The following is a 24082-nucleotide window of genomic DNA, read 5'->3' on the forward strand; positions in this document are numbered from 1 at the left end:
TAATCGGTCTACTGGTCGCACCTCAGATTTCGATACTATCGAGTTTGACGTGGTCACCCGTCTCTATCGCTCGCTGTCCCGCGATAGCGACGCGCATCGTCTTCAGGGTTTCATCTGGGTGAATCGCTGGCTCGCCCGTCTCGACCTGTGTGATAAACTCGGAGAGTAACCGTCGAAACGCACGGAAGTTGTCTCGAATCGGATGACGTGTTGTCTTCTCGGTCCCATAGAAGTCCACATCGAATGCCATCGCCGCGTCACCGAGCGTGTCGATTTGCACGAGCGGGCCATCTGTTTCGATAGCGACCGAACCATGGGGAGCATCGGCCGCCCGGACAGCGACAGGGTCTGCATCAATAACGTTGAAGATCGCATCGAGCATGTGGACGCTGTACCGGTCCCAGTCTTTGATCACCGTCCCACGAACGAGTGTCATCTCCCCGTAGTCGTCGATGTTCGCCCGTGGGGTGTCGAGCTCACGCGCATAGCGCATCCCAGAACACGACATGAGTCGACCGGCTTCGAGGTGGGGGCGCATCCACGCGAGTTCGTCGGTGTCGAGCGACAGGGGTTTGTCGACGAACGTCGGGACCCCCGCCTCGAGGAAGGGTCGGGCGAATCTGGCGTGTGTCTCGTAGTCGTCGCGAGCGATGACGACTGCATCGACGTCGTCGATCATGTCGGTGAACTCGTCGGGCTGTTCGGGAATGTCGGCCGCAGCACAGAGTCGCTCCGTCTCCGCATCGTCCTGCGTCCACGCGTGGGTGACTTGGACGCCGTCGAGTCCGATTTCGGAGGGGTGTTTCTCACGGACGTAGTCGTAGATGACGTCCCACTCGGACTCTGCGAGACCGGCGTCGTCGTAGCCGTTGACGATCGACGAGAACGAGTACGGATGCCCGTTACCCGCGCTAACGCCGATCATCCCGAGCGCGAGTTGGTCGTCTACCACGCCGTCCACCCGCCGTCGAGGACGAGGTTCTGCCCGGTCATCCACTTGCTGGCGTCCGACGCGAGGTAGACGATGATTCCCTTCATGTCCGTCTCGTCACCCATCCGTCCAAGCGGCGTCCGGTGTTCGTACTCGGGGACGAACACCTCGGTGTAGTCGTCGATGTCTTCCATCTCCTCGTTGTAGAACCCGCCCGGACTGATCGAGTTGACGCGAATCCCGTCCGCAGCGAGGTAGGATGCGAGCCACCGGGTGAACTGGATGACGCCGGCCTTCGCCGCGCCATACGTCGGCGGGTTGTTGATGTCCGCATCTCCGTAGACACGGTGGTCGGGCGCGACGACACCGTAGTGGCTCCCGATGTTGACGATGGTTCCGTGGTCGCTCTCACGGATGTACGGGAGTGCCTTCTGTGAGCAGAGGAATGTCTGCGTGACGACTCCCTCGAGAGTGCGTTCCCACTCATCGACAGTGAGGTCCTCGAACGCGACGCCGTACCCGTGGGCATCGTACGCGTTGTTCACGAGGATGTCGATTGCACCGAATTCGTCGACCACTGTCTCGACCATCCGCTCGACGGCGTCCTCGTCGGTCACGTCTACCTCGACGGCCATCGCCTCGCCGTGTTCTGCGGAGAGCTCTTCGGCCTTCTCGACGCACTTCTCGTACGTTCGTGCGGCGACGACGACGTTCGCGCCTGCCTCGGCGAGCGCGTCGCACATCTGTGACCCGAGTTGGCCATACCCTCCTGTGACGATTGCGACCCGTCCCTCGAGGTCGAACAGGTCCCAGACAGATTCAGTCATGTCCGGGTGTGACTCCTGCATCGGGGTCTTTCTTTCGTTCGTGGATGCCCTCCTCGACGAGCACCTTCGCGAACGTGAGGTCGAGCTCGGTGTCGATGTCGACCGAGCGCTCACGCGGCATCAACACTGCCCCGGGCTCGTCGAAGAGGAGTGACGTCCCGTCGTCGGGAAGCGCGTCGATCTCGAATGCGTAGACCGCTCCCGTGAGTTCGTACGCAGTCGGCTGCTGCTGCCGAGGGAGCCAAGGGTCGGCGTTCTCGTGATACGGTGTCGGGACACCGTCGTCGATATCCCAGTAGCGGTGCGGACTCAGCTCTGCTTCCGTGAAGGTCGCGACGGAGTCGTGTGTCTGCGCCTCGTCGACGAGGAGGTCTAAGCAGGCCTCGACGTCTTCGACAGCTCGCAGGGGACTCGTCGGTTCGAGCATGACGAGATACGCGGCGTCCTCGCCTTCCTCGCGCAGCGTTTCGACGAGGTGACGGAGCGCATCGATCACGAGTGCATCGTCCGTCGCGAGTTCTGGTGGACGATCGACGACCTCTGCGCCGAACTCGCGGGCTGTGGACGCGATCTCTGCGTCGTCCGTGGTCACGAGTGTTCTGTCCACGTACTCGGTTTCCCGTGCGACGTCGATCGGCCACGCCACGAGTGGTTTTCCACCGAGGTCGCGGAGGTTCTTTCGCGGAACCGTCGTGCTTCCCCCTCGGGCGGGAATCACCGCGACAACTCGTTCGTCACGTATCATGAACTGGTTCGATTGAATCCGTACGGAGGGTTAATCGTTCGGACTCTCGAAGGTCACGAGATAGTCCAGCCACCGTCGACGACGAGGTTGTGCCCAGTGATGTACTCCGCTGCGTCGGATGCCAGGAACACCACTGCACTGGCGATGTCTTCGGGCGTCGCCATCCGACCGAGAGGTGTACGGCGTTCGTATGCCTCGACGAACGTCTGATCTTGCTCGTCGAACACACCACCCGGGCTCACCGCGTTGACGCGAACGCCTTTCGGGCCGAGATAAGACGCGAGGTAGCGGGTTAGATTGATAATCGCACCTTTGATGGCCGCATACTCGACAGGGCTGGTCATCCCTGTCCCATCGTATACCGTGAAGTCAGGTGCTTGGACGCCATAAATCGAGCCGAAATTTATTATATTCCCACTCCCTTGTTTGGCCATCTGTTTTGTTGCATAGAATGTCGGAATGTAACACCCTGCGAGATGATTATTGACGTTCTCTCGCCAGTCGTCTATATCGACCTGCTCATACCTTCGACCGTACTGGTCGTTCCGGGGATACGCAGCGTTGACGAGTATATCGAGTCCATCGAACTCGTCCACCGTGGTCTCGATCAGTGCCTCGACGTCCGTTTCTGATGTCACATCGGCCTCGACGGCTCGAGCATCGCTGAGGTCTTCTGCGACAGCGACCGCTCGCCGCTGGTCGACATCTGCAACGACGACATGTCCACCCTGCTCGTCAAGCGCGGTACAAATCGCTGACCCAAGTAGTCCCGCACCACCGGTGACCACCACCGATTTATTTTCAATCCCGAATCGGTTTGTCATCAATCGGGTATTGCCAAGTCATGGTGATAATCCCTTACCATTTATTCGCGATTGATTTCACTACTATCTAATAAAATCGAACGACAGTACTAATTCCTCTGGCTATTTCAGCCACCATAATATATTATAATAATCATTGCTCAGATTACATGCTCGAAATTAGTAAGTTCTATGTACCGCCTCTCTCAATCAGTGTCTATAAAATACCATTTCCGGCTGGGGGGGGAGCCGGTTACTCTCGGTAATCAAATATGTCCATAAAGAAATCTAAGAAGGTAGCCGCTGACGAGCCTAATGCCTCAAACGGTCTCGATACGACGGGAACGCTCAGCGGTGACGAATTACTGTTGTCTGAGGCGAGCTCTCAGCAACCGAGCCTCTCGGTAGTGATGCCGACGCTTAACGAGGAGGAGGGCATCGCCGAGTGTATTCAGCGGGTGAAGAACGCGCTCGAAGAGTTGCAGATTTACGGTGAAATCGTTGTTTCTGATTCTTCGACCGACGACACTCCACTCATCGCGGAGGAGATGGGGGCGAGAGTGATTTCCCCTGATAAGAAAGGCTACGGTTACGCCTACCTATTCGCATTCAGGCATGTACGTGGGGATATCATCGCGATGGGTGATGCAGACACGACATACGATTTCGAGGAACTCCCGAAACTCTTCGAACTGGTCGACTCGGGCGAAGCTGACATGGCGATGGGCTCGCGCTTAAATGGAGAAATCCTCCCTGGGTCGATGCCGAAACTTCACAAATACGTCGGGAACCCCTTCCTCACGAAATTCCTCAACTTCTTCTACGGTGCAGGGGTTTCAGACGCGCACTCGGGCATGCGAGTGTTCACCCGCAGTGCGTACGAAGAGATGGAATTACAGACCACTGGGATGGAATTCGCTTCAGAGATGATCATGAAGGCGGGCGAGAAGGACCTCGTTATCAAGGAGCTTCCGATAACGTATCACCCCCGAAAAGGTGAGGCGGAGTTAGAGTCGTTCAAGGACGGATGGCGACACGTTCGGTTCATGCTCGCTAACGCCCCTGGATACCTTTTTTCAGCGCCTGGGCTCATCCTTGCGGTGACTGGTGTGATTACCATGGCAATCGCGGGATTGGGTGTCTCGATTAACGGTGGCACGTTCGGCATCAATTCGATGATCGCGGGCAGTCTGTTCACGCTGGTCGGGACACAGGTTGCCTGTTTCGGAGCGTTCGCCACCGTTGCTGGAGAGCCGATTCGGAAGGCTGAGGACCCGATTACCAACTTCCTCACGACTCACGTCGACTTGGAACACGGGGCTGTGGCGGGTCTGGTCGTCTTCGCTGTCAGTGCTGCTTACATGGCACTGGTTGGGTTCGGGTGGACGTCGAGTGGGCTCATCAGTCCTCCAGTCGTCGTAGCACTGACCACGCTTGTCCTCGGAATCCAGCTCATCTTCACCTCCTTCTTCTTGGGTGTCCTTTCCGAGTAATCGCACAGGTCGGAACTCAGTACCTCGGCCACTCCGTCTCTCCCCCGAGAGTAACCGTCAGCATCTGTCTTTCATTACTACTTGGGGAGCATCATCATTTCTGAGCGGTGCCGCGGAGGCTTTCGCGACGCAAACGAGCGTGGTGAGGGATTAAGGGGAGCAAAGCACGCAATCGGTTCGGTCCGTAATCAATTCCACGGACGACTGTTCACTCATAACATGATTCCACACATACAACCGACCCCCTACAGAGGAGGACATAGCAATCTTGCGGGGGTCCACACTCTGAGGCTCTCCGGGCAGAACCGGCACCGTCACTGGCTTCCGCCGAGAACGATACCACTAAACGTGACGCCATGCGCGTCTTCGTACCCAGACGGTCTAAAGTGTGAGAACACCGACCGTTAGATTATGACGGCTGATCCGATCGGCCGGTAAAACATGTTCGGGATGTGGAACCCATTCCGCTGGAGCCACACAATACTAGTCCTTGAATCGCCGCAGACGGTTCGGCTGAGGCCACTCACATAGAATCGGGGGTGGAAGCCCACGATCTCAGTCGTAAGAGGAAGCCGACAGGTCCAACACGTTCCACGAGCGACGAACCGCCGGTTTCGTCACCGTCCGAGCTATTTTTCAGCGCCCCGTAACGTCCAGTACACTCCCGGTCAGCCAAACGTGTCGTCCGTGGAGGGGCGTCCGTAGGTACGCCCTGAAACCGGGGACGAATGACACTTCGTCGCTCTCGGTGCGCTACGCACCGATGAAACGAAGAGAGTCCACCAATAATTAATGCGGTGTGAGACGGCTTCGGACATAGACCACATGTCCGAAAGGCACGCAGGAACTCTCTCTGTGTGACCGACTTGTCGTCATGCAACCCCACTCGACAGCGGACGAAGTCGTCTCGTGATGACGGAAGACGTGACGCGTCTTCCGAACCATGTGGGCCGAAACCCTTCGCGGGGGAAGGTCCACGACTTCAGTCGGCGGTAACTTACTAACGATACGCTCAGTGTTCATTGCGCGGGGCTGGAGGGAAACCGCCTCAGCTGTCGGAGTCGAGCTGGTCACTCTCGAGTAACGAACGGGCTGCGGACAGGGCGGCTTCAGCCTCTTCAACCGAAACTTGTCGACGCCGATACTGTACTGCTTCATACGCATCGGTCAGCGTTCGCAGAGCGTCACGGTCGAATCCGGCGGCGAGGGTCGCATCGTAGAACTGCCGATGTGTGTAGGGTTGGTCCCCAGAAACGCTCGTCCGGAGTCTGTGCCGAACGGTCGCATACGCACTGGTAACTGCAGTATCGACGTCGCCTTCGTTGAGGCTGTCGACCGCTATATCCAGTGACTGCGGTCCAACGACAGAACCCGTACGAGCCACCGCGGATTTGAAACTCTGCATCCGTGTTGTGTCTCTGGTCCCTTCCGACGATCCACGACGGCGGAGAACGGTGACGAGTCCGAACCCGATGACGAACAGCACAACTCCTCCGACGACAGTCCTACTTCGTGTAGAGATTACTGAAGTAAGATACTCGATTGCCTCCGGAGGTATGAACCGCACCGGTTCTACCTCATCCGAGCGGGAATTAAAAACCTGCTGTGGGGCGGGTAATGTAACCTCGGACGATTCAGATGCGATATTCGTCCCTCGTCCGTCGAACGTGACGACCGCTGTGCTTTCCCGTTCAACAGCTACCAACTGAACACTGAAAGTCCCGTTTGATCCCGTTCGAGTGGTCGCAACCGTCTCCCCACTCCTGGATAATTGGATCGGTTGTGCTTCGAGAGGTACCCCACCCGCCGTCAGCTGGCCGGAGACGGTGACCAGACCGGCTTGTCGCTCCGCGGACACTGCCAGCTGTGGCGCTGTGGGCCTCACTCGAAGCGGACGGACAGTTGGTTGCGCCTCTACGGCCCGTCCATCGACATCGAAACTAACCACGACTGACGACGCCCCCGTAGGCACGTCTGAGGGCAGTGTCGCCTCGAAGGTGAACGACCCGTTGAGGTCCGTCCTCACCTGTCCTAACGACCGCTCTCTGAGCGTTACGTTGAGCGGAACGTCGGCTACTGGTCGCTCCCCAGCGACTACTCGCCCATTGACACGGACTGTCTCATTGAAACCTACAGAGGAGGTTGAACTCGAAACCTCGATTGTTGCGGGGACTCCCTCCACATTGATGGGAACCGGTGTCTGTGTCCCGAGGTACGCACTCTCCTCTGCTGGTACGTACTGGAGATACACTTCTGTCGAATTACGCGCAATGAGCTGTGGACTGTACTCAACGAAGAATTGACCGTCTGCGTCCGTTCTGGCTTCGTATGATTGCTCGCCCACAACGACCGTAATTGTCCGGTCTGCAATCGGCTCGCCCTGGCTCGTCAGCCTCGCTTGTATCCGCATCGGGTTAAGGAACGAACTGCTTGGTTCCGCTTCGGTTACTGTGACCTCCGTCGGAACGAACGTACTTTGCCTGGCGTTCATTTGGCGTTCCGACACCGAGGTCTGAACACGTTCGATGCGGCTCGTGGTCGCTGCGAGGTCAACGTCCGTCTGTTCTTCCAGCTGGGTGTAGTTCGCCTGTAGATAGGTTGCGTTCTCGGTAGCCCATTCACCTAACTGGTTGACCCGACGAGCGAGCTGTCGTGTTCCCGTCTCGTTCCCACCAGAACGGGCCTGGAGATAGTCGACGTACGTTTCATCGAACTCGGCGACTGTCGCGGCGTATTGGTCGTGTGCTCGACTCGCCGCGCGGTAGTTGGCAACGGATTGCTCAGCCTTCTCGTCGTTACGGAGCTCAGCAACGGCTCTGTACTTTTGCAGCACTGATTCGTACTCGTCGCCGAACACTTGTTGCGCCGCTTCGTATTCTTCCTGAGCTATAAGAATCGATCCCTGGTCGTGGTGCGCGACGAGACGACTTTCGAGTCCACTCTGCAACTCGTCGAGAGTGTCCTCGTCGCTGGTCTCATCCGGGTTCTGATGCCGAATTGAGGAATTATTGACCTGTGGATATGTCTGTGGATTCTCACGCGTCTCAGTTATCGAGGAGAACTCACTAGTCGATACGTCGGTTGCTCGATTACTGTCGCCCTGTAAAGGTGTACCCTGTGGGTGCGGTGCTGCCATCACGCTCATGGGTGTCGTGCCGACGAGCACAGCTACGGCTACAGTGACGACCACCAGCGAACGCGTGAGCGTCCAGATGCGCTGCACAGGTGTCTGTCGTGGTGACGGTACATTATCGTTCTCTTTGCCTGTCGGTTACGAACCCGTAGATTCAATTACTGGTGAAAACAATACCATCGAAACGTGAGCCCAACATCGGAGTTCTGGGCAGCTGTAGGGGTGGTCGGTATACTCTACGTTGCCGGAATCCTTGGTAATCTCCCTCTCTTGATCTTCGCAGGTTCAGGCCTGACAGCGTGGCTTCTCATCTCGGCAATGCTAACGAGTTCCACTTTGGTCGAAACCCATGACTCGGTTTCAGTACACGTTGTATCTGATACAAAGCAGGTAGCACTTGGTGAACAAATTAAGCTCCCGGTGACCGTTTCGGCATCTGAACCAGTTAGCCATCCGGTCACGGTCGATGTGGAGTTTCCGGCCGGCATCGACGCGTCGAACGTCACGCTGCAGTTGTCTCCGGGTCAGTACCAAGCGCGGGAGGTCATACCAGTCTCGCTCCCTCTCGCTGGCCGGTTCACGCTCCCGAAGATGACTGTCCGCTACGTGAGTGGGGACGGATTGTTTACGCAATCAGTGTCGCTCGAGAGTGGCGTGACAATTACGGCCACTCCACGCGGTCCTGAGGGTATTCATGTCGGGACCGGTGGCGAACGCACGAAGCTCTTTGGCGGTCATAACGGGCGGTGGTATACGGACCGCGGGGACGATGTCGCTTCGACCCGTGAGTACCAACCGGGCGACGCCTTCAGACGAATCGACTGGAAGGCTACTGCTCGGCTTGATGAACCAATCGTCAGGGAGTTTGACTCCGATCAGGAGCTCCGAATTCACGTTGTGGTCGATGCACAATCACGGCTCCGGGCGGGCACGTCCGGACGGACGAAACTAGATTATCTCCGAGAAGTCGCCATGCGAACTGTTGCTGGTGCGGAGATGAACGACAACCCGCTGAGTCTGACGATTGTCAACGATGACGGGATTCAAACCGCCACTGACCTCGCTCGGACGAACGACCATTATCAACGTGCACGCGATTCGTTGCTCGCTCTTGATACAAGCGTCAGTGGGACACGCGTCGCTCCCCCACCGATTAATAGCGATAATCCAGTGTCGGCTCAGTGGAAAGCCGAGGTCTTCCGGCGCCGAGATGAAACGACGTTCACTAGGACGCTCGGTCCCTATTTCAGACGGGGTGGAAGCTTTGACCCCGGAGAGTCTGACGACCATCTGTTCAATGCCGTGCAACGACACGTTTCTAGGGGGAATGCAGGTGGTACAACCGTCATTTTCACCGATGACGAGCAGCGACGGAGGCTGATGGACATTGTCCAGCTCGCGACGTGGAAACGTGGCAAGGCGACGGTTTGTCTCACTCCGACCGCACTTTTCGACGAAGGCGATGATTCCTCAGCGCATACGTTCGAACGACTTTCTGACTTCGAGGAGTACCGTCGGAGCTTGGATCAACTCCCTGGCGTTGCAGCCCTCGAGGTCGGACCCGATAACCGTCTCAAGAGTGTCCTCAATGGTCGTAACCCATGAACCGCAGACTTATATATGAGGTGCTACTCGAATGGTGACAATGGAACGGTCGGCACCCTCACGCAATCGAATCATGCGTGGGCTTTTGCTGTTCTTCTCGTTTTCTGCAGCGGTAGCTGCCGTCTGGATTGGTAGAGGGATGGACGACAATGCACTCGCGCTCGGCATTGCTGCGGTGGGAGTGGCTGTCGCAGTGATAACGACGGGGCCGTTCGGGGTCGCGACGTACTATCTCGGAGCTGTGGCGACAGGTGATGAGATGACCCCCATCGGAATCGTCCTTCTGGGGCTAGCATCCTTCTTTTTATTATTAGTAGAAACACCATCAGGTGCAAGAGTCAAAACGGGCGTACTGTTGATCCCGTTGATGACACTGTTCGGGATAGGTATCGATTTCAGTAGAGCAGTGTGGGGACCGGTAATCACAGTGTTTTTACTGCTCGGATTGTTGGGCACTGGCATATACGTGTTCCGTCGACTGACAATTGCTCGGCTCGGACTCACGACAGGGGAGCGCAGCCATGAGTGAAGACCGAGCGAACAGGGGCGTCCCCACTGATTCAGTGGCGGCGACAGACGGTCGAAACGATTCCGACAGTCGACGGTCCGACGGCGAGCCGATTGACGACCTCCAAGACGAGATTCGCCGTCTCAGGCAAAAAAATCGGCGTTTGAGAGACAAATATGAAGAAACCCAGCAGACTCGAACCCTCCAAACTGTGCTTGGCCTCGCCGCGGTCGGGCTGCTCGCGGGTGTGACGGCAATCGTTGTACCGAGCACACAGGAGGTGTTGTTCACTATCGCAGCCACCGGGCTGTTTGCAGCAGTGCTCACATACACCCTCACATCCGATCGCTTCGTTCCTGTTGAGGTCGGTGAGGGAATCTACGAGTCTCTTTCGTACAACGAGCAGGCAATCGCTAACAGCTTGGGGCTCTCGGAAGTCCGAGTGTACGTTCCGACAGACTTCGGCCCTCGACTCTTTGTGCCCGAAATAGATGCGTACAATCGTTCAGTTACCGAGTTGCGAGGTGATACTGATACTGTCCACCAACTCCGGGAGCCGTTCGTCGTGAGCGAGTTGGCCTCAGAGTCCGGACTCTCTCTCCGGCCGACTGCGAGTACACTGCTTTCGACGTTCTCCGAGCAGCGCGGTAACTCGCTCCCATCAGAGCCGACAGAGGCAGTCGTGGTGCTCGCGGAAGGGGTGACCGACGTCCTCGAACTCGCACGGGAGGTGCAGACAGATGTAGATGCCAGATCCGGGCGAGCCACATTCGAGGTCCAGGGGCAGCTATTTGGCCCACTAACGCGTTTCGACCATCCAGTTACGTCATTTTTCGGTGCAGGCCTCACGAAAGCACTCTCGAAGCCTGTCGAGGTCTCTCTCAGCGAAACTGATGATGGACCGTTCGTCATTTGTCAGTGGCCTACTGTCGCGGACGAGAGGAACGATACCGACCGGTCACTCTGACCCCACGAAGAAAAATAAAAACCAACCGGTGACGACACTGCCACACTGACTCTCGCTGCCTCCTCACACCCTCTTCAAGCGGAGCCAGAAGTAGATTCGCTGGGTGCGTTTCGCTCTATGAGAGCGTCTTCTGGGAGCTCGACCGATGACAGAACCTCTGCAAGCACTTCTTCTGTCGAACGACCGCGGAGATCCGCGTCCGTATTGAGTACGAGCCGGTGGGCAAGCGCAGGTTCCACGAGCGCCATGATGTCGTCGGGGATGACGTAGTTCCGGTCGTGGATTATCGCTCGGGCTTTCGCACCTCGAAGCAACATCAAGCTAGCCCGGGTCGATGCACCGTGCGCGACGTCGTCCGAGGAGCGAGTCGCATCGATGACGTCGATCAGGTAGTCTTTGACTGCGTCCGACACATGAACTTGCAAGGTCGTCTCTTGTGCAGCGGCGATTTCTGTGGGTGTCACAACCTGTTCGATCTCTCCGGGGCCGAGGTCTGGCTGTGAGTCGAACCGGTCTACAATCCGTCTTTCATTCGTTTTGTCCGGGAGGCCCATGGAGTAACGAAATTGGAACCGGTCACGTTGCGCTTCCGGGAGTTCGTACACGCCTTCCATTTCGATCGGGTTCTGCGTTGCAACCACCATGAACGGTTCAGGCAGTGCGAGCGTTTCACGACCAATCGTCACCTGCCGCTCCTGCATTGACTCGAGGAGTGCTGATTGAGTCTTGGCTGTCGCACGGTTGATTTCGTCGACGAGAACAAGATTCGCAAACACCGGCCCTCGTTGCAGTTCGAAGTCTCCTGTCTGTTTTCGGTACACTTCTGTCCCGGTGATGTCTGCTGGAAGGATGTCCGGTGTCATCTGGATACGGCTGTAATCGAGCCCTGTTGCTCCTGCGAACAGCTTTGCAATCGTAGTCTTCGCGATTCCCGGAACACCCTCTAATAGGATATGACCTTCTGTGAGTAAAGAGATAAATAACCCTTCAATAATCTCGTCGTTTCCGATGAGGACGGTACCGATTTCAGAGTGAACACGGTCGTAGAGCTCGGCGGGAGTCGACATCAGTTGTGTAAGCAGAGTTATTGTAAATACATAATTCCTCGTATCGAATCGGATATTATCAGCGACGAGCGAGTGAGCTATGACTCGGCAGACATTATATTAATATCGTACCGCCCGAGGAACTTACGAAGAGCTGAGTACGACTCAGGTAACAGACCGCCTCGTACGTCGTACGAGGAGTTCGAGTGCGAGTAAGCCAAGGAGGCTACTCAATGCGACTGCCTCCGGCGTCTGACGAAGCCACTGCAGAGCCATCCAGATTGGGGGCTGTTCCTCAGCGTGGGAGTAGTCGAGTAGAATACGCTCGTGACCGGTGAGAATCGCCGACACTAATGCTTGGTTCGATGCCTCGTCCTGCATCGAGTTGATGAACAGACTGGCATCACTTACTGCTACGACCCGACCGTTACCGACAGTCTCAACAGCCATCACCGGATATGACTGCAGCCGCTCGTCGTCGAGGTCGCCGTCACCGTCACTGTCGACGACCGAATAAGACGAGGTGGAGATGAGGACGGATGCATCTCTCGTCGCGTTCGACGAACCAAGGGGTATCAGAGAACCAGTTTCGTTTTCAGTAACGAGTGTTGTCCCATTGTTGAGCATCACCGTTTCTACATTCCGTGTCAGCGGATCTGGCGAAACTTCTGTCGCAAGGGGCATCTCGGCCGTGGGTCCGTGAAACCGGAGGTCTCTCACGATTTTATCATCGAATCGAGTTTCTGCACCGACTCCACTGAGGATTCGGTTGCCGCCTCCGCCGACGTCCTCGGCGACTACGAGCATTCCCCCTGCCCGGACAAACGACCGGATACGGGCGAGGTCTTGGTCGTCGTACTGGTCTGATGGGGCGATAGCGATAATAACTGTAGAACCCGGTTGGGCCTGCGTGTACGGGGTCGTCTCTGTGATTACCTCGACGGAAGCACCAGTCGACGCACCGAGTTCACGAATTGTCGTCGATCCCTCCCATCCTGGATTATACGTCCCAAACGCTTCGGTGGTCGTGCTTCCGGCTATCACGAGAGTGAGGAGCACGGCAAGGATGAGCATCGATAGAACCACTCGTGGCCAAGACCAGTCGGTCATCGGGGCCGGGAGTGATGGCATCGTCAAAACACTCCTTCTGGGAGATACCTCAATATCTCCTGGATTGCGATGTACACCAGCCCGAGGCATCCCAACGCGATCAATATGTAAAACCGCCGCTGCCACTTAGGTGCGACAGCGTCCGGCAGTGCCAGTTGTGTCGTGACGAGCAGGCCGATGAAGGACACAACGAAGAACAGTTCATACGAAAAGGATGAGAACACAACCAAGATTAGAATTGTTGCCATCATCCATCCGAGTTGGGTGGAAACGACGCGGTTGCGAGAGGCAAGCATGATGGACACTAAGTCGACATGGTTCAGGAAACTATCGGTTGATGATATTCTATTCGACTACTCTGGTCACACTGCTGCTGGTGGTACCCTATCAGACCGACCTCAGTTCGGAGTTGTAGTGTCGCGTCGCGAGAACATCATCGTGTGACCGTTTGAGTACGTCTGGTGATATCGAGAGCTCGCGGCCATCGACGCCACAGGGTCCCATGTTAGAACCCATCGGCCCATGTCCATCCGATAGGTCCCGACGTTTGTCCGCAGTAGCACGTATTGATGCTCTTCTTGCAACAGCGTTCCCTCGGTGAGTTCTTGTTCAAGTATTCCGTCGAAGTAGCTCCCAGCAGCGGGTGCTTGATACTGTGGCCCACCATCAGCAGCTGCTCGCTCGAAATCGATGACCTCGTCCCAGTAGTATCGATCCATGTAGACAATACCCTGTGTGTGCTGTTGGGCGAACGCCTTTCCATTGACCTCTCCTTGCGTCAGATAGTGTCGCGCTCCGTCACGATAGTCTGGAGTCGATGCCGCAGAGAGCGGCTGTGAGACGAGGATTATCACAATCGCGATAATCGAGAGGTAATGCAGGTACCGCCTCGGGCTTTTGACTGCGAAGTATCGGCCCACTGCAACGAGGGCACCGAGCCCGGCCGTCGCGAAAAAGAACGTTCGTTGGGTTCCTGCAGCCGCGTCGGAGAACCTACCAGGAAGAACGATTGCGACAGTGCCTCCGGCGATGGCCAGTAATCGTGCAATCTTGGCATCGTATCGGAACTTCAAGAGCCCGAGCCAGACGAGCCCACCGACGGCCAGCGTCGTCAGAACGAAAGAGAACGCGAGCACTTGAAACGCTAGCTGGGGCTCGTAGGGAACCGCAGCTGCCCGCGACAACTCTGGAGGTGGTTCGACGACCCCGATGATTGCCAGAATTCGTGGCAGTGCCCGTGAGATATACTGTGTGAGAAACATCCATTGGATGACCAGTGCGGCTCCTGCGATAAGGGCTAGACTGTACGCAGTTCTCACTGAACGGTTGCCGAACGCCCTGCCGAACGGTGCATGGCTCCCGATAAGCAACAGAAGGCAGACTAACACAACTACAATGACAGCGATCTTGTGTGAGACCATCAATGCGAATAGGAGGACGGAGCTGAGAACGAGGTGGGATATCTTTCTCCGATTCGGGTACGAAATTAGTGTGACCGCGAAGGCTGAAAAGATGAGTCCAGAAAAGAAAATCGGGTTCGGTCGGATTCCGTATTTAATGGTCGCTGGGCCAAGGGTGGTCAGCACCGCCGCAAGCACGAACGTCTGTCGGTGGGACGTAACTCGGTGTGCGATAGCCATCGCCGAAACAGGAATAACGAACGCGGCCAACAGCGGAATGGTCACGAAGGCGCTGTCCGTTGGCAGCCCCAACACGAGAATCGATTCCGCGTTGAACACGCTAAACGCAGTTGCGGCGCTATAGAATTCACTAAGTATCAGTTGTTCGGTTGAGCCTGTCTGAGCAATGATGAGTGCTTGGACAGCGTAAGCGTCCGGATCGAAACTCACCATACTGGCCGGAAACTCGAACGCATAGATGCGATACACCAGTCCGACTGCAATCGCAACCAGAGCGACTGATGTAGAGACGGCACGAGATTGAAGCACAACGCCGGCGAGCAGGAGCACCCCGAATCCGGCAGCAAACGGGAGCCCTGGATAGAGACTCCCTGTCTGATGTGAATAAATAACCCCCCCGGCCAGGGCCACAAAGACGACGACACTAGCCGCTTTTTCGATTCGTCTCAACGTATAAGACGTCAGATTCAACAAGAACATGAAACTATCGAATCCCGAACTGACGAGACACTCCAGACGTGGCTTCGGTGTGCGAGCTATCAGTAATCAATCTTCTCCGCTTGTCCGGGAGCTCGTCAGCTGTCTCGTCACGCCGACGTAGCCATGATATTGAAGAAGTGAAATCCCGACCTCATGCTACTGCAACTGACTGAAAGCGTCTGACTGCACACTTTTCTGAGCGGTTAGAACCCCTCGGTGGATATCCATCGCTGAGCCAGACGTGGGCATCTCGTCGTGGCGCGACGTGCCCTACGCCTCGGCTGAGAGCACCTCGATTGCGGATATCTTGGGGTTGTCGGCCGAGGCGTTGAAGTCGATGTCGAGCGACCCATCGGTGACCTCGACGGTGTACTCTTTGACGGTGGCCGTATTCGGTCCGACGTCTGCGTGGATATCGTATCCGGTGAGTTCGACGGGTTCACCTTCGAGGTTCGCACTCATCACACGCCCCCCGTCGCCCGTGCTACTCTGTGAGCCGAAGTAAATCTCGGCGAGGTGTAACCGGACCGTGTAATTGCCGTCCTCGACCGGGAGGCTGTACTCGGTCCCGGTCGTGTTCGTCCAGAATCGCTCGGTCAGATACAGCCGGTCGTCGGCCGTCCCGGCGATATCGGTCGTTCCGTACTTCGCCTCTGCGTCGGCAACATATCCGGGAGCGTTGAAGTAGTCGTCCGCGGCCCACTGATTCCCGAGTTCGTCAGTGTAAGCGTCCCCTCCAGTGTTGATCCGGTACACTACCGCCTCGTTAGTAGTGGTGGTCGTGACGTCGACAGAGAACGTCTCGCTCGTCGACACTGTGCCGTCGTCAGCGACGACTTCGACGGTGTACGTGCCGTTGTCGCCCACTCCTGGGGAGATGGCGATCGTCCCCGTTCCATCCCCGTTGTCGGTCAGCGAGACGAACTCCGGGGCCTGACTGAGTGACAACGAGAGCGTGTCGTCACCGTCAGCGTCAGAGGCCGTGACGGACACGCCAGTCGAGTCACCTTCGACGATGGTCTGGTCTGCAATCGGTTCGATCGACGGGGCGGTGTTCGCGTCGTCATCGGCTGAGAGCACCTCGATTGCGGATATCTTGGGGTTGTCGGCCGAGGCGTTGAAGTCGATGTCGAGCGACCCATCGGTGACCTCGACAGTGTACTCTTTGACGGTGGCCGTATTCGGTCCGACGTCCGCGTGGATATCGTATCCGGTGAGTTCGACGGGTTCACCTTCGAGGTTCGCACTCATGACACGACCCCCATCGCCCGTACTACTCTGTGAGCCGAAGTAAATCTCGGCGAGGTGTAATCGGACCGTGTAATTGCCGTCCTCGATCGGGAGGCTGTACTCGGTCCCAGTCGTGTCCGTCCAGAACCGCTCGGTCAGATACAGCCGGTCGTCGGCCGTCCCGGCGATATCAGTCGTTCCGTACTTCGCTTCTGCGTCGGCAACATATCCGGGAGTGTTGAAGTAGTCGTCCGCGGCCCACTGATTCCCGAGTTCGTCAGTGTAAGCGTCCCCTCCAGTGTTGATCCGGTACACTACCGCCTCGTTAGTAGTGGTGGTCGTGACGTCGACAGAGAACGTCTCGCTCGTCGACACTGTGCCGTCGTCAGCGACGACTTCGACGGTGTACGTGCCGTTGTCGCCGGCTCCTGGGGCGATGGTGATTGTCCCCGTTCTATCCCCGTTGTCGGTCAGCGAGACGAACTCCGGGGCCTGACTGAGTGACAACGAGAGCGTGTCGTCACCGTCAGCGTCGGATGCACTGACCGAGAGATCAGTCGAGTCACCTTCGACGATGGTCTGATCCGTGATCGGTTCGATCGACGGGGCAGTGTTCGCGTCATCATCGGCTGAGAGCACCTCGATTGCGGATATCTTGGGGTTGTCGGCCGAGGCGTTGAAGTCGATGTCGAGCGACCCATCGGTGACCTCGACAGTGTACTCTTTGACGGTGGCCGTGTTCGGTCCGACGTCCGCGTGGATATCGTATCCGGTGAGTTCGACGGGTTCACCTTCGAGGTTCGCACTCATCACACGCCCCCCGTCGCCCGTACTACTCTGTGAGCCGAAGTAAATCTCGGCGAGGTGTAACCGGACCGTGTAATTGCCGTCCTCGACTGGGAGGCTGTACTCGGTCCCAGTCGTGTCCGTCCAGAACCGCTCGGTCAGATACAGCCGGTCGTCGGCCGTCCCGGCGATATCAGTCGTTCCGTACTTCGCTTCTGCGTCGGCAACATATCCGGGAGTGTTGAAGTAGTCGTCCGCGGCCCACTGATTCCCGAGTTCGTCAGTGTAAGCGTCCCCTCCGGTGTTGATCCGGTACACTACCGTCTCGTTGGTTGTCGGTTCAACCGTGACGTTTACGCTGTCGGTGTCAGAGCTGGTCCCGTCTGAGACGGTGAGCTCAATGACGCCACTGATGGTCTCATCGGTCTCCGTGACAGCAAGTGTCGGCGTTGCACTCTCGTTGTCAGAGAGAACACCAACGGATGGGCCTCCGATCTGGTCCCAAGAGTACGTGAGTGTCTCGTCGGTCGGGTCGCTGGACCCCGTTCCATCAAGCTGGATTGTCTCGCCGGGCGCGACTGTCACATCCGGACCAGCATCAGCCACTGGCGGCTCGTTGACCGGGACAACAGTGACGTTCACCGTGTCGGTATCGGTATCGGTTCCGTCGGTCGCTTCTACTTGGAACGTCAACGTGGTGTTCTGGTCAACGTCGGGCGCGGTGAACGACGCGTTGACGGCCATACTACTCTCTAAGGTGACGCTGGGCCCATCGATTTGCTCCCACACGTACGTGACGACATCACCCTCGTCGGGGTCGGTCGTGTTGGAGGCGTCAAGGACGACTGTGGCCCCTTCGTCGACCGATTGGTCGTCTCCCGCATCAGCTGTTGGCGCTGTGTTGGGAGTGATTTCCGTCACCGAAAGTCGGTCCCACGATGCCGGATGCGTGGAACTGGCACCCCTTGCTGTGCTGATGACTCCTACCGCGAGCCCCCGAGTACTGGTCGCGTACCAGCTTTCCGACATGGTAAGCGTCTGGTCGAAGTACACCCGCTCGCCACCGTTAATCGAGTAGCTCGCTTCGACGGTATCGTTCGATGGGTAGACATCGAGGTATAAGTCGATAGTCTGTCCACTGCCGATTACTTCGCTCTCTGAGAGTACTGCTCTGGAGTTGACGACAGTCCCATTGACCTCGTGGAGGAGCTGTACGCCGCCGGAAGCACTCCCAGTGGCGTCCTGCGCTGTGGCAACAAGCTTGATGTAGTTGTCCTGATCACCAGGCCCGATCTGCATCCCGACAGATTGGTTCGGCTCCGGACTCACACCGTCAGGGAAGGGCGATTCAACCGTCGTCCGAACAGTGAACGGGCTGTCTCCGGTCGCGTTCACCCCATACTGGAAGGCATAGGACTGCGAATTCTGCTCTTCGTACGCGTCGCCGAACGGGATTGCATCGATGGAAATACGCTCGGTTGCGCCGCCGGCACGTACCTGTGAACCGTTGTAGAGGTCTGCATAGTCGGTCCCATTGGTCATCAGGCCCGTGAACCCAACTCCGAACAACGACTCGGGGTGCTGACCGGCAACGAACTGACGTTCGACGGGAAGGTCGTTGTCAAGGCCGTTCAGCGGGTCGATCGCGAAGGGATCCTCCCCGTCGGAGAGGCCGTCGTTGTCGTCATCGGGGTCGAGCGAATCAGGGGAACCGTCCTGATCACCATCGACAGGTTGTGAGGCCTGCGAGCACGGGTTCGTCCCGACCGTATTCTCGTCTTCGTTGGTGTAGCCGTCGTTGTCGGCATCACCGTCAGGGTCGTATTCCGGCGACGTCGGGTCGTCTGCCGTGCACTGTTCGACATCACCTCCACCGTAATCGTTCGGCTCGAAGACCGTGATCGTGTTACTACCATAGGTTGCAGCCCAGACCGTCCCTGGGAACTTGTCGTCGTCACCCTGCGCGTGGACGTCAAGCGGGTTCACCCCAATGTTCTGGAAGATGGGGTCTGAGCCCGTCGCCTCCGTCCCAGCTGGATTGAGCTTGACTCGCTCGACGTCACCAGAGTTCCACATCGCGAGGAGGAGGTCACCTTTCAGCGCACTGTCGAAGTTGGACGCCGTGTAGACATCCATCCCCTGTGGGGTCGGGCCGTAGAACTCGAGTGGTGCACTTGGCGAGGTCTCGTTCGCCGGAGAGATGAAGTCACACTCAACTGGGTTGTGGAGGCCGCTCTCTACTGCTGCGGCGAATTCGCTCGTCGAGTTCCCACGCGTTGGATTCGGATGTCCGGCGTAGTAATCTTCACCCTCAACGTGATACACGCCTGGTGCGGAGTACGCGTCGTCTTCGTTCGGCTCGTTCGTACAGACGCCCTGTGGTCCCTCATCGACGACGATTCCACCCCAGCCGGGATTAGCACCGTTGTCAGTCGCGTACAGCTGGTTGTCCTCATTGAGTGCGATATCGTACGAGTTCCGGTACCCCGGGGAGTACACGTCGACGGGGCTGTCGGAAACCCACATCGCCATGTTCGTGCCATTCTGTCCACCGAACGGTGTCGCAGTGCCCTGTAGCGTCGGCAGGTCGTACAGATACGTCGCGTTCGTGTGGTTTGCGTCCTTTTCGGCCATTCCCTCGATTTGATCGAGGTCTACCGAGAGTATCGCGGCAGAGAGCGCATACTCTGGTGTGAACGCGAAGTTGGCCGACGGTGCACCCTTGTTCGTGTTCCCTCCCGACGCGACGTAGAGCGTATTCGTCTCGGCTTCGTATTGGATGCCGTTTGTCGCGTGGTTCTCCTCTGATCGCGGGAGTCCTCGGACCAGCATGTCGTGGTCCCATCCGGAATCAGTCTTGGTCAATCGAGAGATGACCCCGGAGTTCGTATCGAGCCCACTGTCACCCCCGCTCTCGCCAGCGCCGATTCGCGGATCGCTTGAAGCAGCATAGATAACCGGGTTAGACGCGTTGCCTTCTACGAGGAGCCCGGTCACCTGTCGTTTGTTCACGTTCGGATTGTACGACCCATCGTCGTTGTAGTTCGGGAGCTCCTGAACGGTGGTGATCACCTCCGTATCGACCACTTGGTAATCGTTCGTCCCGTTCCGGGTTATCTCGAACGCTGTGATTTTTCCGTTCTGTTGTGAAACGTACAGCCTGCCATCCGGACCGAAGTCGAGCGAAGTCGGATTGAACGGTTCGACACCGAGTCCACTGATGCCGAATCCTACAGTGGCTGCGGGCACCCCATCACCAGACAAGTCGACAGTTACTGGCGAATTGCTCCCTGAGTGATTGACCACGAGTGTTGCCCTCTTCGCCTGTGTATCCGACGGACTGAACGTGACGTTGACCGTCGTGGATTCTCCGGGGGCAAGTGACACGTCTGCTGGCTCCTCGGCAGAAAACTCACTCGCATTGCGCCCGGTTATCGAGACGTCGTCGAGCGTTATCGAGGGATCGGTGTCGTTCCCGAGGTTGGTCAACTGGACCGTCTCGCTTCCACTTTGGTTCACGACGACATCCCCGAAATCCACCGTCCCAAGCGTCCCCATCGTGTTAGATTGGGGCTCCGCTTCGACGATCTCGATCGCCGATATTTTTGCGTTGTCTACCTCGCTGGAAAGGCTAATATTAATCGCGCTGTCCGTCGGCGTCACAGTAAACGATTTCATCACACCAGTTTCGGTACCCACGTCCGCGATGATGTCGTAGTCGTCGATTACCGGCTGGTCTTCCAGTAAGACGTCGAACACGCGCGAGCCCTCTGCTCCGCCTTCGCTGACGCCGAAGTAGACCTCTGCAAAGTAGAGACGGACTTCATACGTTTCCCCACTTTGGATACCACTGGAAAATGTCCATTGCTGATCACCGTACCGCTCGCTTTGGAATACCTCAGTCGGGGTTCCGTTGGCGACCGAACCATCCAGTGTCACCGTCCCGTCGTACGAACTCGAGGTTTGCCCTCCTGTGGCATACTGACTAGTACCCCCGGCCCAGTCAGATTTCCCATCGATTGAACCTACTGTTCCCCCGCCTGCGTTTATCCGGTACAGGACATCACCGGGAGCAGCCGTGGCCGACCCGGTCAACGACACCGGTCCTACAATCGGTGACAGCACGACTATCATTATCAACCCGAGAACAGCCCCCCTCTGAACGAGGTCCCACCCCGATTTCCACACACCCATCATACCTTTTGTGTCACTGAATCGACCCGTATTAAACTTGTTGATTGGTGAAAGTGTATGGTTATTTGATGTGACTGCCCATCCCGGTCGTCGATGGAGTGACTAACCGAGAGCGTGCCACCCGCCGCGGCTCTCCGCAAAATATCATACACTCTTGGTGTGCTCGGAACGATAATGTCGACGGAGACCAGACTCCCGCAGGCGGATAATAAAATGCAAAAAATATTCTTTTTCGGCCTACTCGGTCACCTACGGATGGTCGATGAGACTGGTGAAGACCAATGTCCCCGTGAACAGGAGGACGAGCAACTGTGTATCTTGGCGTTGAACAAGCGGAGCTGGCTCAGTCCTGAAGCAGGCGGCGCGGAGATTAATCTCGAAAAGACGTTGAAGGAACTGGCCGACCGCGGGCACGAGGTCCACGTGCTGACCGGGTCTGATGGTGGCCGGCCGAAGTTCGAGCGTGACGGCAAAGTTTCGTTCCGCCGGGTCAGTGGTGATAAACGATTTCCGACACCGCTTGACCTGATCGTCTCGTATCTCGTCGTCTCGGTCTACTTTTATTGGCATCTCTATCGCGTCTCTCCCGACGTCGTGTACACCGTATACGCGCCTCTTCCATGGCCGGTGTTCACTCGACGACCCAGAGTCACGATATTCCACCACGTTGCCATCAAATCGTTCATGAAAACGCATCCGTTTCCACAGAACGTCCTCGGCGCTTCGGCACAGTGGCTTGGGGTCCTTCGGGAACGGCATAATCCCACAGTGTGTGTGAGTCAGAGCACCAAAGAGAGTCTCGTTTCTTATGGTCACGATCCGGAGACCGTGTACGAGGTGCGCAACGGCATCGATATCGACCAGTACCACGTCAGTTCTGACTCTCCCGAGCCTCGTATCCTGTTTATGGGTGGATTGGAAGAGTACAAGGGAGCCGACCGTCTCCCGGAGATCCACCAGAGCGTCGTCGAAGAGTGTGAGATGAACGTCTCTCTCGATATTGCTGGACGGGATGGCCCAGTACGCGAACAGGTCGTTGAGTACTGCTCACAGAACGATCATGCACAGTACCACGGGTACGTCTCACTGGAGACCAAGCTCGAACTCCTCGCTTCCGCGTGGGTGCTCGTTGCGCCAAGCCGAATCGAGGGATGGGGAATCGTCGTAATCGAGGCTAATGCGTGCGGGACACCTGCAGTGGGGTCTCGCGTCAAAGGTCTCAAAGATTCGATTCGTGACGGTGAAACCGGCCTCCTTACCGACGGAAGTGACCCCGACACCTTCGCAGCGGACATCTGTCGGATACTGACCGACGATTCACTTCGAAGAGAACTTGGCGAGAACGCGCGCGAGTGGGCAGAAGAACACTCGTGGGAGCGCTCAGCTGCTGAACTCGAAGCTGTCTTCTACGCCCATACGTGACTCCCTCTCGGTTCGACTCCGTTCCGATTGGTTAACGAGTCGCTCGAGCACTGCTGTCGTCTCTTCGACCGAACTCTCCCACGAGAGGCCCTCCTCTTTGATTAGCTGTCGACCGTCTCTCCCGAGCTGTTCTCTGAGTTCACTGTCACCGAGCAGTTCACGTAAGTGTTCAGCAATCGAATCGACGTCCTCGACTGGTGCCACTCTCCCTGCTTTGCTAACGAGGCCCGACGTCTGCTCGAGATCACTCGCGATGACAGGTGTCTGGGTCGAGAACGCCTCCATCAGCGTTCGCGGGAACCCCTCTGAACGACTGGGAAGGACCAAGACATCCGCAGACCGGAATACGGCAGGCATCTCATCGTAGTCCACTAACCCGTGGAAGTGAATCGAATCACTGCTCTCCAGCTCTGCGACGTGGGCTTCTAATTCTTCGCGGAGCGGCCCATCACCGCAGATGCAGAGCTGCGCATCTTCGAACTCGTCTGTGACTTCGTGATATGCGTCGATGGCGTCTCGAGGACACTTCCCCTCAACGAGCCTCCCGACGAACAGTACCGTCTGTCCGTCGTTCTCAGGGATGACAGAGGAGGATGGTCCATCGGGAGAGAATCGATGTCGGTCGATTCCGTTAGAGACTACCTGTATGTCGACAGAGTCGCAGAGATTGCGCAACTCTCGCCGCTCGTGCTCTGTGTAGCAGAAGATGACATCAGCACTGTTGAACGTGTACCGACCGAGGGTTCTCAGGTGGAGCTTCGCAATCCACTGTGGGACGCTCTGCGAAATCAGTGAGTGGTTCGTTATCGCGAAGGGGATATCATTGGAGCGGGCGAGGAACGCAGCGACGTTCGTTGCCATGTAGAAGTGTGCGTGCCCGTGAACGATGTCGAACTCTTCTATGTGAGTGCGAAGGAACTGGAGTGCGCTAACGGAGAACTCGTTTCCTAAAAAGTTGTGTGTCGACGGGCATCGTACTACCTTGTACCCGTCCCGCGTCTCCCACTGTCTGTCTCGAAGGTCTGGCGAGATGGTGAGAACAGTCACCTCATGGCCATTGGCTGCCTGATCACGACTCAAAGCATGTGCGTGGTAGGCCCCTCCCCCCACGACATCCGGATAGATCTCCTGAGCAACCCGGAGTATCTTCATACGAGAACCA

Annotated in this window: 16 protein-coding genes; 5 read left to right on the forward strand and 11 right to left on the reverse strand. The window is 57.1% G+C overall.

Annotation, left to right across the window (positions count from 1 at the left end):
- Positions 1-22 precede the first annotated feature (22 nt).
- The 4 genes from E6N53_RS08560 to E6N53_RS08575 are packed head-to-tail and all read right to left on the reverse strand — an operon-like array spanning position 23 to position 3327.
- A complete protein-coding gene (locus E6N53_RS08560) occupies positions 23-952 on the reverse strand; it encodes a Gfo/Idh/MocA family protein (protein WP_142858405.1) in 930 nt (309 codons plus the stop codon).
- Positions 946-1758: an SDR family oxidoreductase gene (locus E6N53_RS08565; RefSeq protein WP_161596532.1), complete on the reverse strand. Its 813-nt coding sequence runs from the start codon at positions 1756-1758 to the stop codon at positions 946-948. Before E6N53_RS08565 ends, E6N53_RS08560 begins: the two co-directional genes overlap by 7 nt.
- On the reverse strand, positions 1751-2503 hold the full coding sequence (locus E6N53_RS08570) for an acylneuraminate cytidylyltransferase family protein (RefSeq protein ID WP_142858409.1): 753 nt from the start codon (positions 2501-2503) through the stop codon (positions 1751-1753). Before E6N53_RS08570 ends, E6N53_RS08565 begins: the two co-directional genes overlap by 8 nt.
- A 53-nt stretch (positions 2504-2556) precedes the next feature.
- On the reverse strand, positions 2557-3327 hold the full coding sequence (locus tag E6N53_RS08575) for an oxidoreductase (RefSeq protein ID WP_142858411.1): 771 nt from the start codon (positions 3325-3327) through the stop codon (positions 2557-2559).
- A 251-nt stretch (positions 3328-3578) separates the two neighbouring features.
- Between E6N53_RS08575 and E6N53_RS08580 the strand changes: the two genes are divergently transcribed.
- Complete coding sequence (locus E6N53_RS08580) at positions 3579-4799, forward strand: glycosyltransferase family 2 protein (RefSeq protein WP_142858414.1); 1221 nt, start codon at positions 3579-3581, stop codon at positions 4797-4799.
- A 1048-nt stretch (positions 4800-5847) separates the two neighbouring features.
- On the opposite strand, the gene E6N53_RS08585 is transcribed toward E6N53_RS08580, so the two are convergent.
- On the reverse strand, positions 5848-8022 hold the full coding sequence (locus tag E6N53_RS08585; protein ID WP_142858416.1) for a hypothetical protein: 2175 nt from the start codon (positions 8020-8022) through the stop codon (positions 5848-5850).
- Positions 8023-8118: 96 nt separating this feature from the next.
- Between E6N53_RS08585 and E6N53_RS08590 the strand changes: the two genes are divergently transcribed.
- From E6N53_RS08590 to E6N53_RS08600, 3 genes are read left to right on the forward strand one after another with little or no spacing between them, the layout of a single operon-like run.
- Positions 8119-9537 carry a DUF58 domain-containing protein gene (locus E6N53_RS08590; protein ID WP_142858418.1) on the forward strand — a complete coding sequence of 473 codons (1419 nt, stop codon included), beginning with the start codon at positions 8119-8121 and terminating at the stop codon, positions 9535-9537.
- A 40-nt stretch (positions 9538-9577) separates the two neighbouring features.
- Positions 9578-10066, forward strand: a complete 489-nt coding sequence (locus E6N53_RS08595; protein WP_142858420.1) for a hypothetical protein — start codon at positions 9578-9580, stop codon at positions 10064-10066.
- Positions 10059-11012 carry a DUF7982 domain-containing protein gene (locus E6N53_RS08600; protein ID WP_142858422.1) on the forward strand — a complete coding sequence of 318 codons (954 nt, stop codon included), beginning with the start codon at positions 10059-10061 and terminating at the stop codon, positions 11010-11012. The genes E6N53_RS08595 and E6N53_RS08600 overlap by 8 nt, the downstream gene beginning before the upstream one ends.
- 74 nt (positions 11013-11086) lie before the next feature.
- Here the strand turns inward: E6N53_RS08600 and E6N53_RS08605 are convergent, their stop codons facing one another.
- The 5 genes from E6N53_RS08605 to E6N53_RS08625 all read right to left on the reverse strand — a co-directional run bounded on the left by E6N53_RS08605 (position 11087) and on the right by E6N53_RS08625 (position 21501).
- Complete coding sequence (locus E6N53_RS08605) at positions 11087-12079, reverse strand: AAA family ATPase (RefSeq protein ID WP_142858424.1); 993 nt, start codon at positions 12077-12079, stop codon at positions 11087-11089.
- A gap of 144 nt (positions 12080-12223) precedes the next feature.
- Complete coding sequence (locus E6N53_RS08610; protein ID WP_161596533.1) at positions 12224-13168, reverse strand: DUF4350 domain-containing protein; 945 nt, start codon at positions 13166-13168, stop codon at positions 12224-12226.
- 23 nt (positions 13169-13191) lie between these two features.
- Complete coding sequence (locus E6N53_RS08615) at positions 13192-13464, reverse strand: DUF8044 family membrane protein (protein ID WP_136592384.1); 273 nt, start codon at positions 13462-13464, stop codon at positions 13192-13194.
- A gap of 102 nt (positions 13465-13566) precedes the next feature.
- Positions 13567-15258, reverse strand: coding sequence for a hypothetical protein (locus tag E6N53_RS08620; protein WP_142858428.1), 1692 nt, complete (start codon positions 15256-15258; stop codon positions 13567-13569).
- Between the two features lie 300 nt (positions 15259-15558).
- A complete protein-coding gene (locus tag E6N53_RS08625; protein ID WP_142858430.1) occupies positions 15559-21501 on the reverse strand; it encodes a malectin domain-containing carbohydrate-binding protein in 5943 nt (1980 codons plus the stop codon).
- 252 nt (positions 21502-21753) lie between these two features.
- Between E6N53_RS08625 and E6N53_RS08630 the strand changes: the two genes are divergently transcribed.
- Entirely contained in the window at positions 21754-22920 is a 1167-nt protein-coding gene (locus E6N53_RS08630; protein WP_161596534.1) for a glycosyltransferase family 4 protein, read from the forward strand.
- Here the strand turns inward: E6N53_RS08630 and E6N53_RS08635 are convergent.
- Positions 22879-24072 (reverse strand): glycosyltransferase family 4 protein, encoded by a 1194-nt coding sequence (locus E6N53_RS08635; RefSeq protein ID WP_142858434.1) that lies wholly within the window; start codon positions 24070-24072, stop codon positions 22879-22881. The two genes, E6N53_RS08630 and E6N53_RS08635, sit on opposite strands and share 42 nt — an antisense overlap.
- Positions 24073-24082: the final 10 nt, after the last annotated feature.

The sequence above is a fragment of the Salinigranum halophilum genome (assembly GCF_007004735.1).
Taxonomy (GTDB): domain Archaea; phylum Halobacteriota; class Halobacteria; order Halobacteriales; family Haloferacaceae; genus Salinigranum; species Salinigranum halophilum.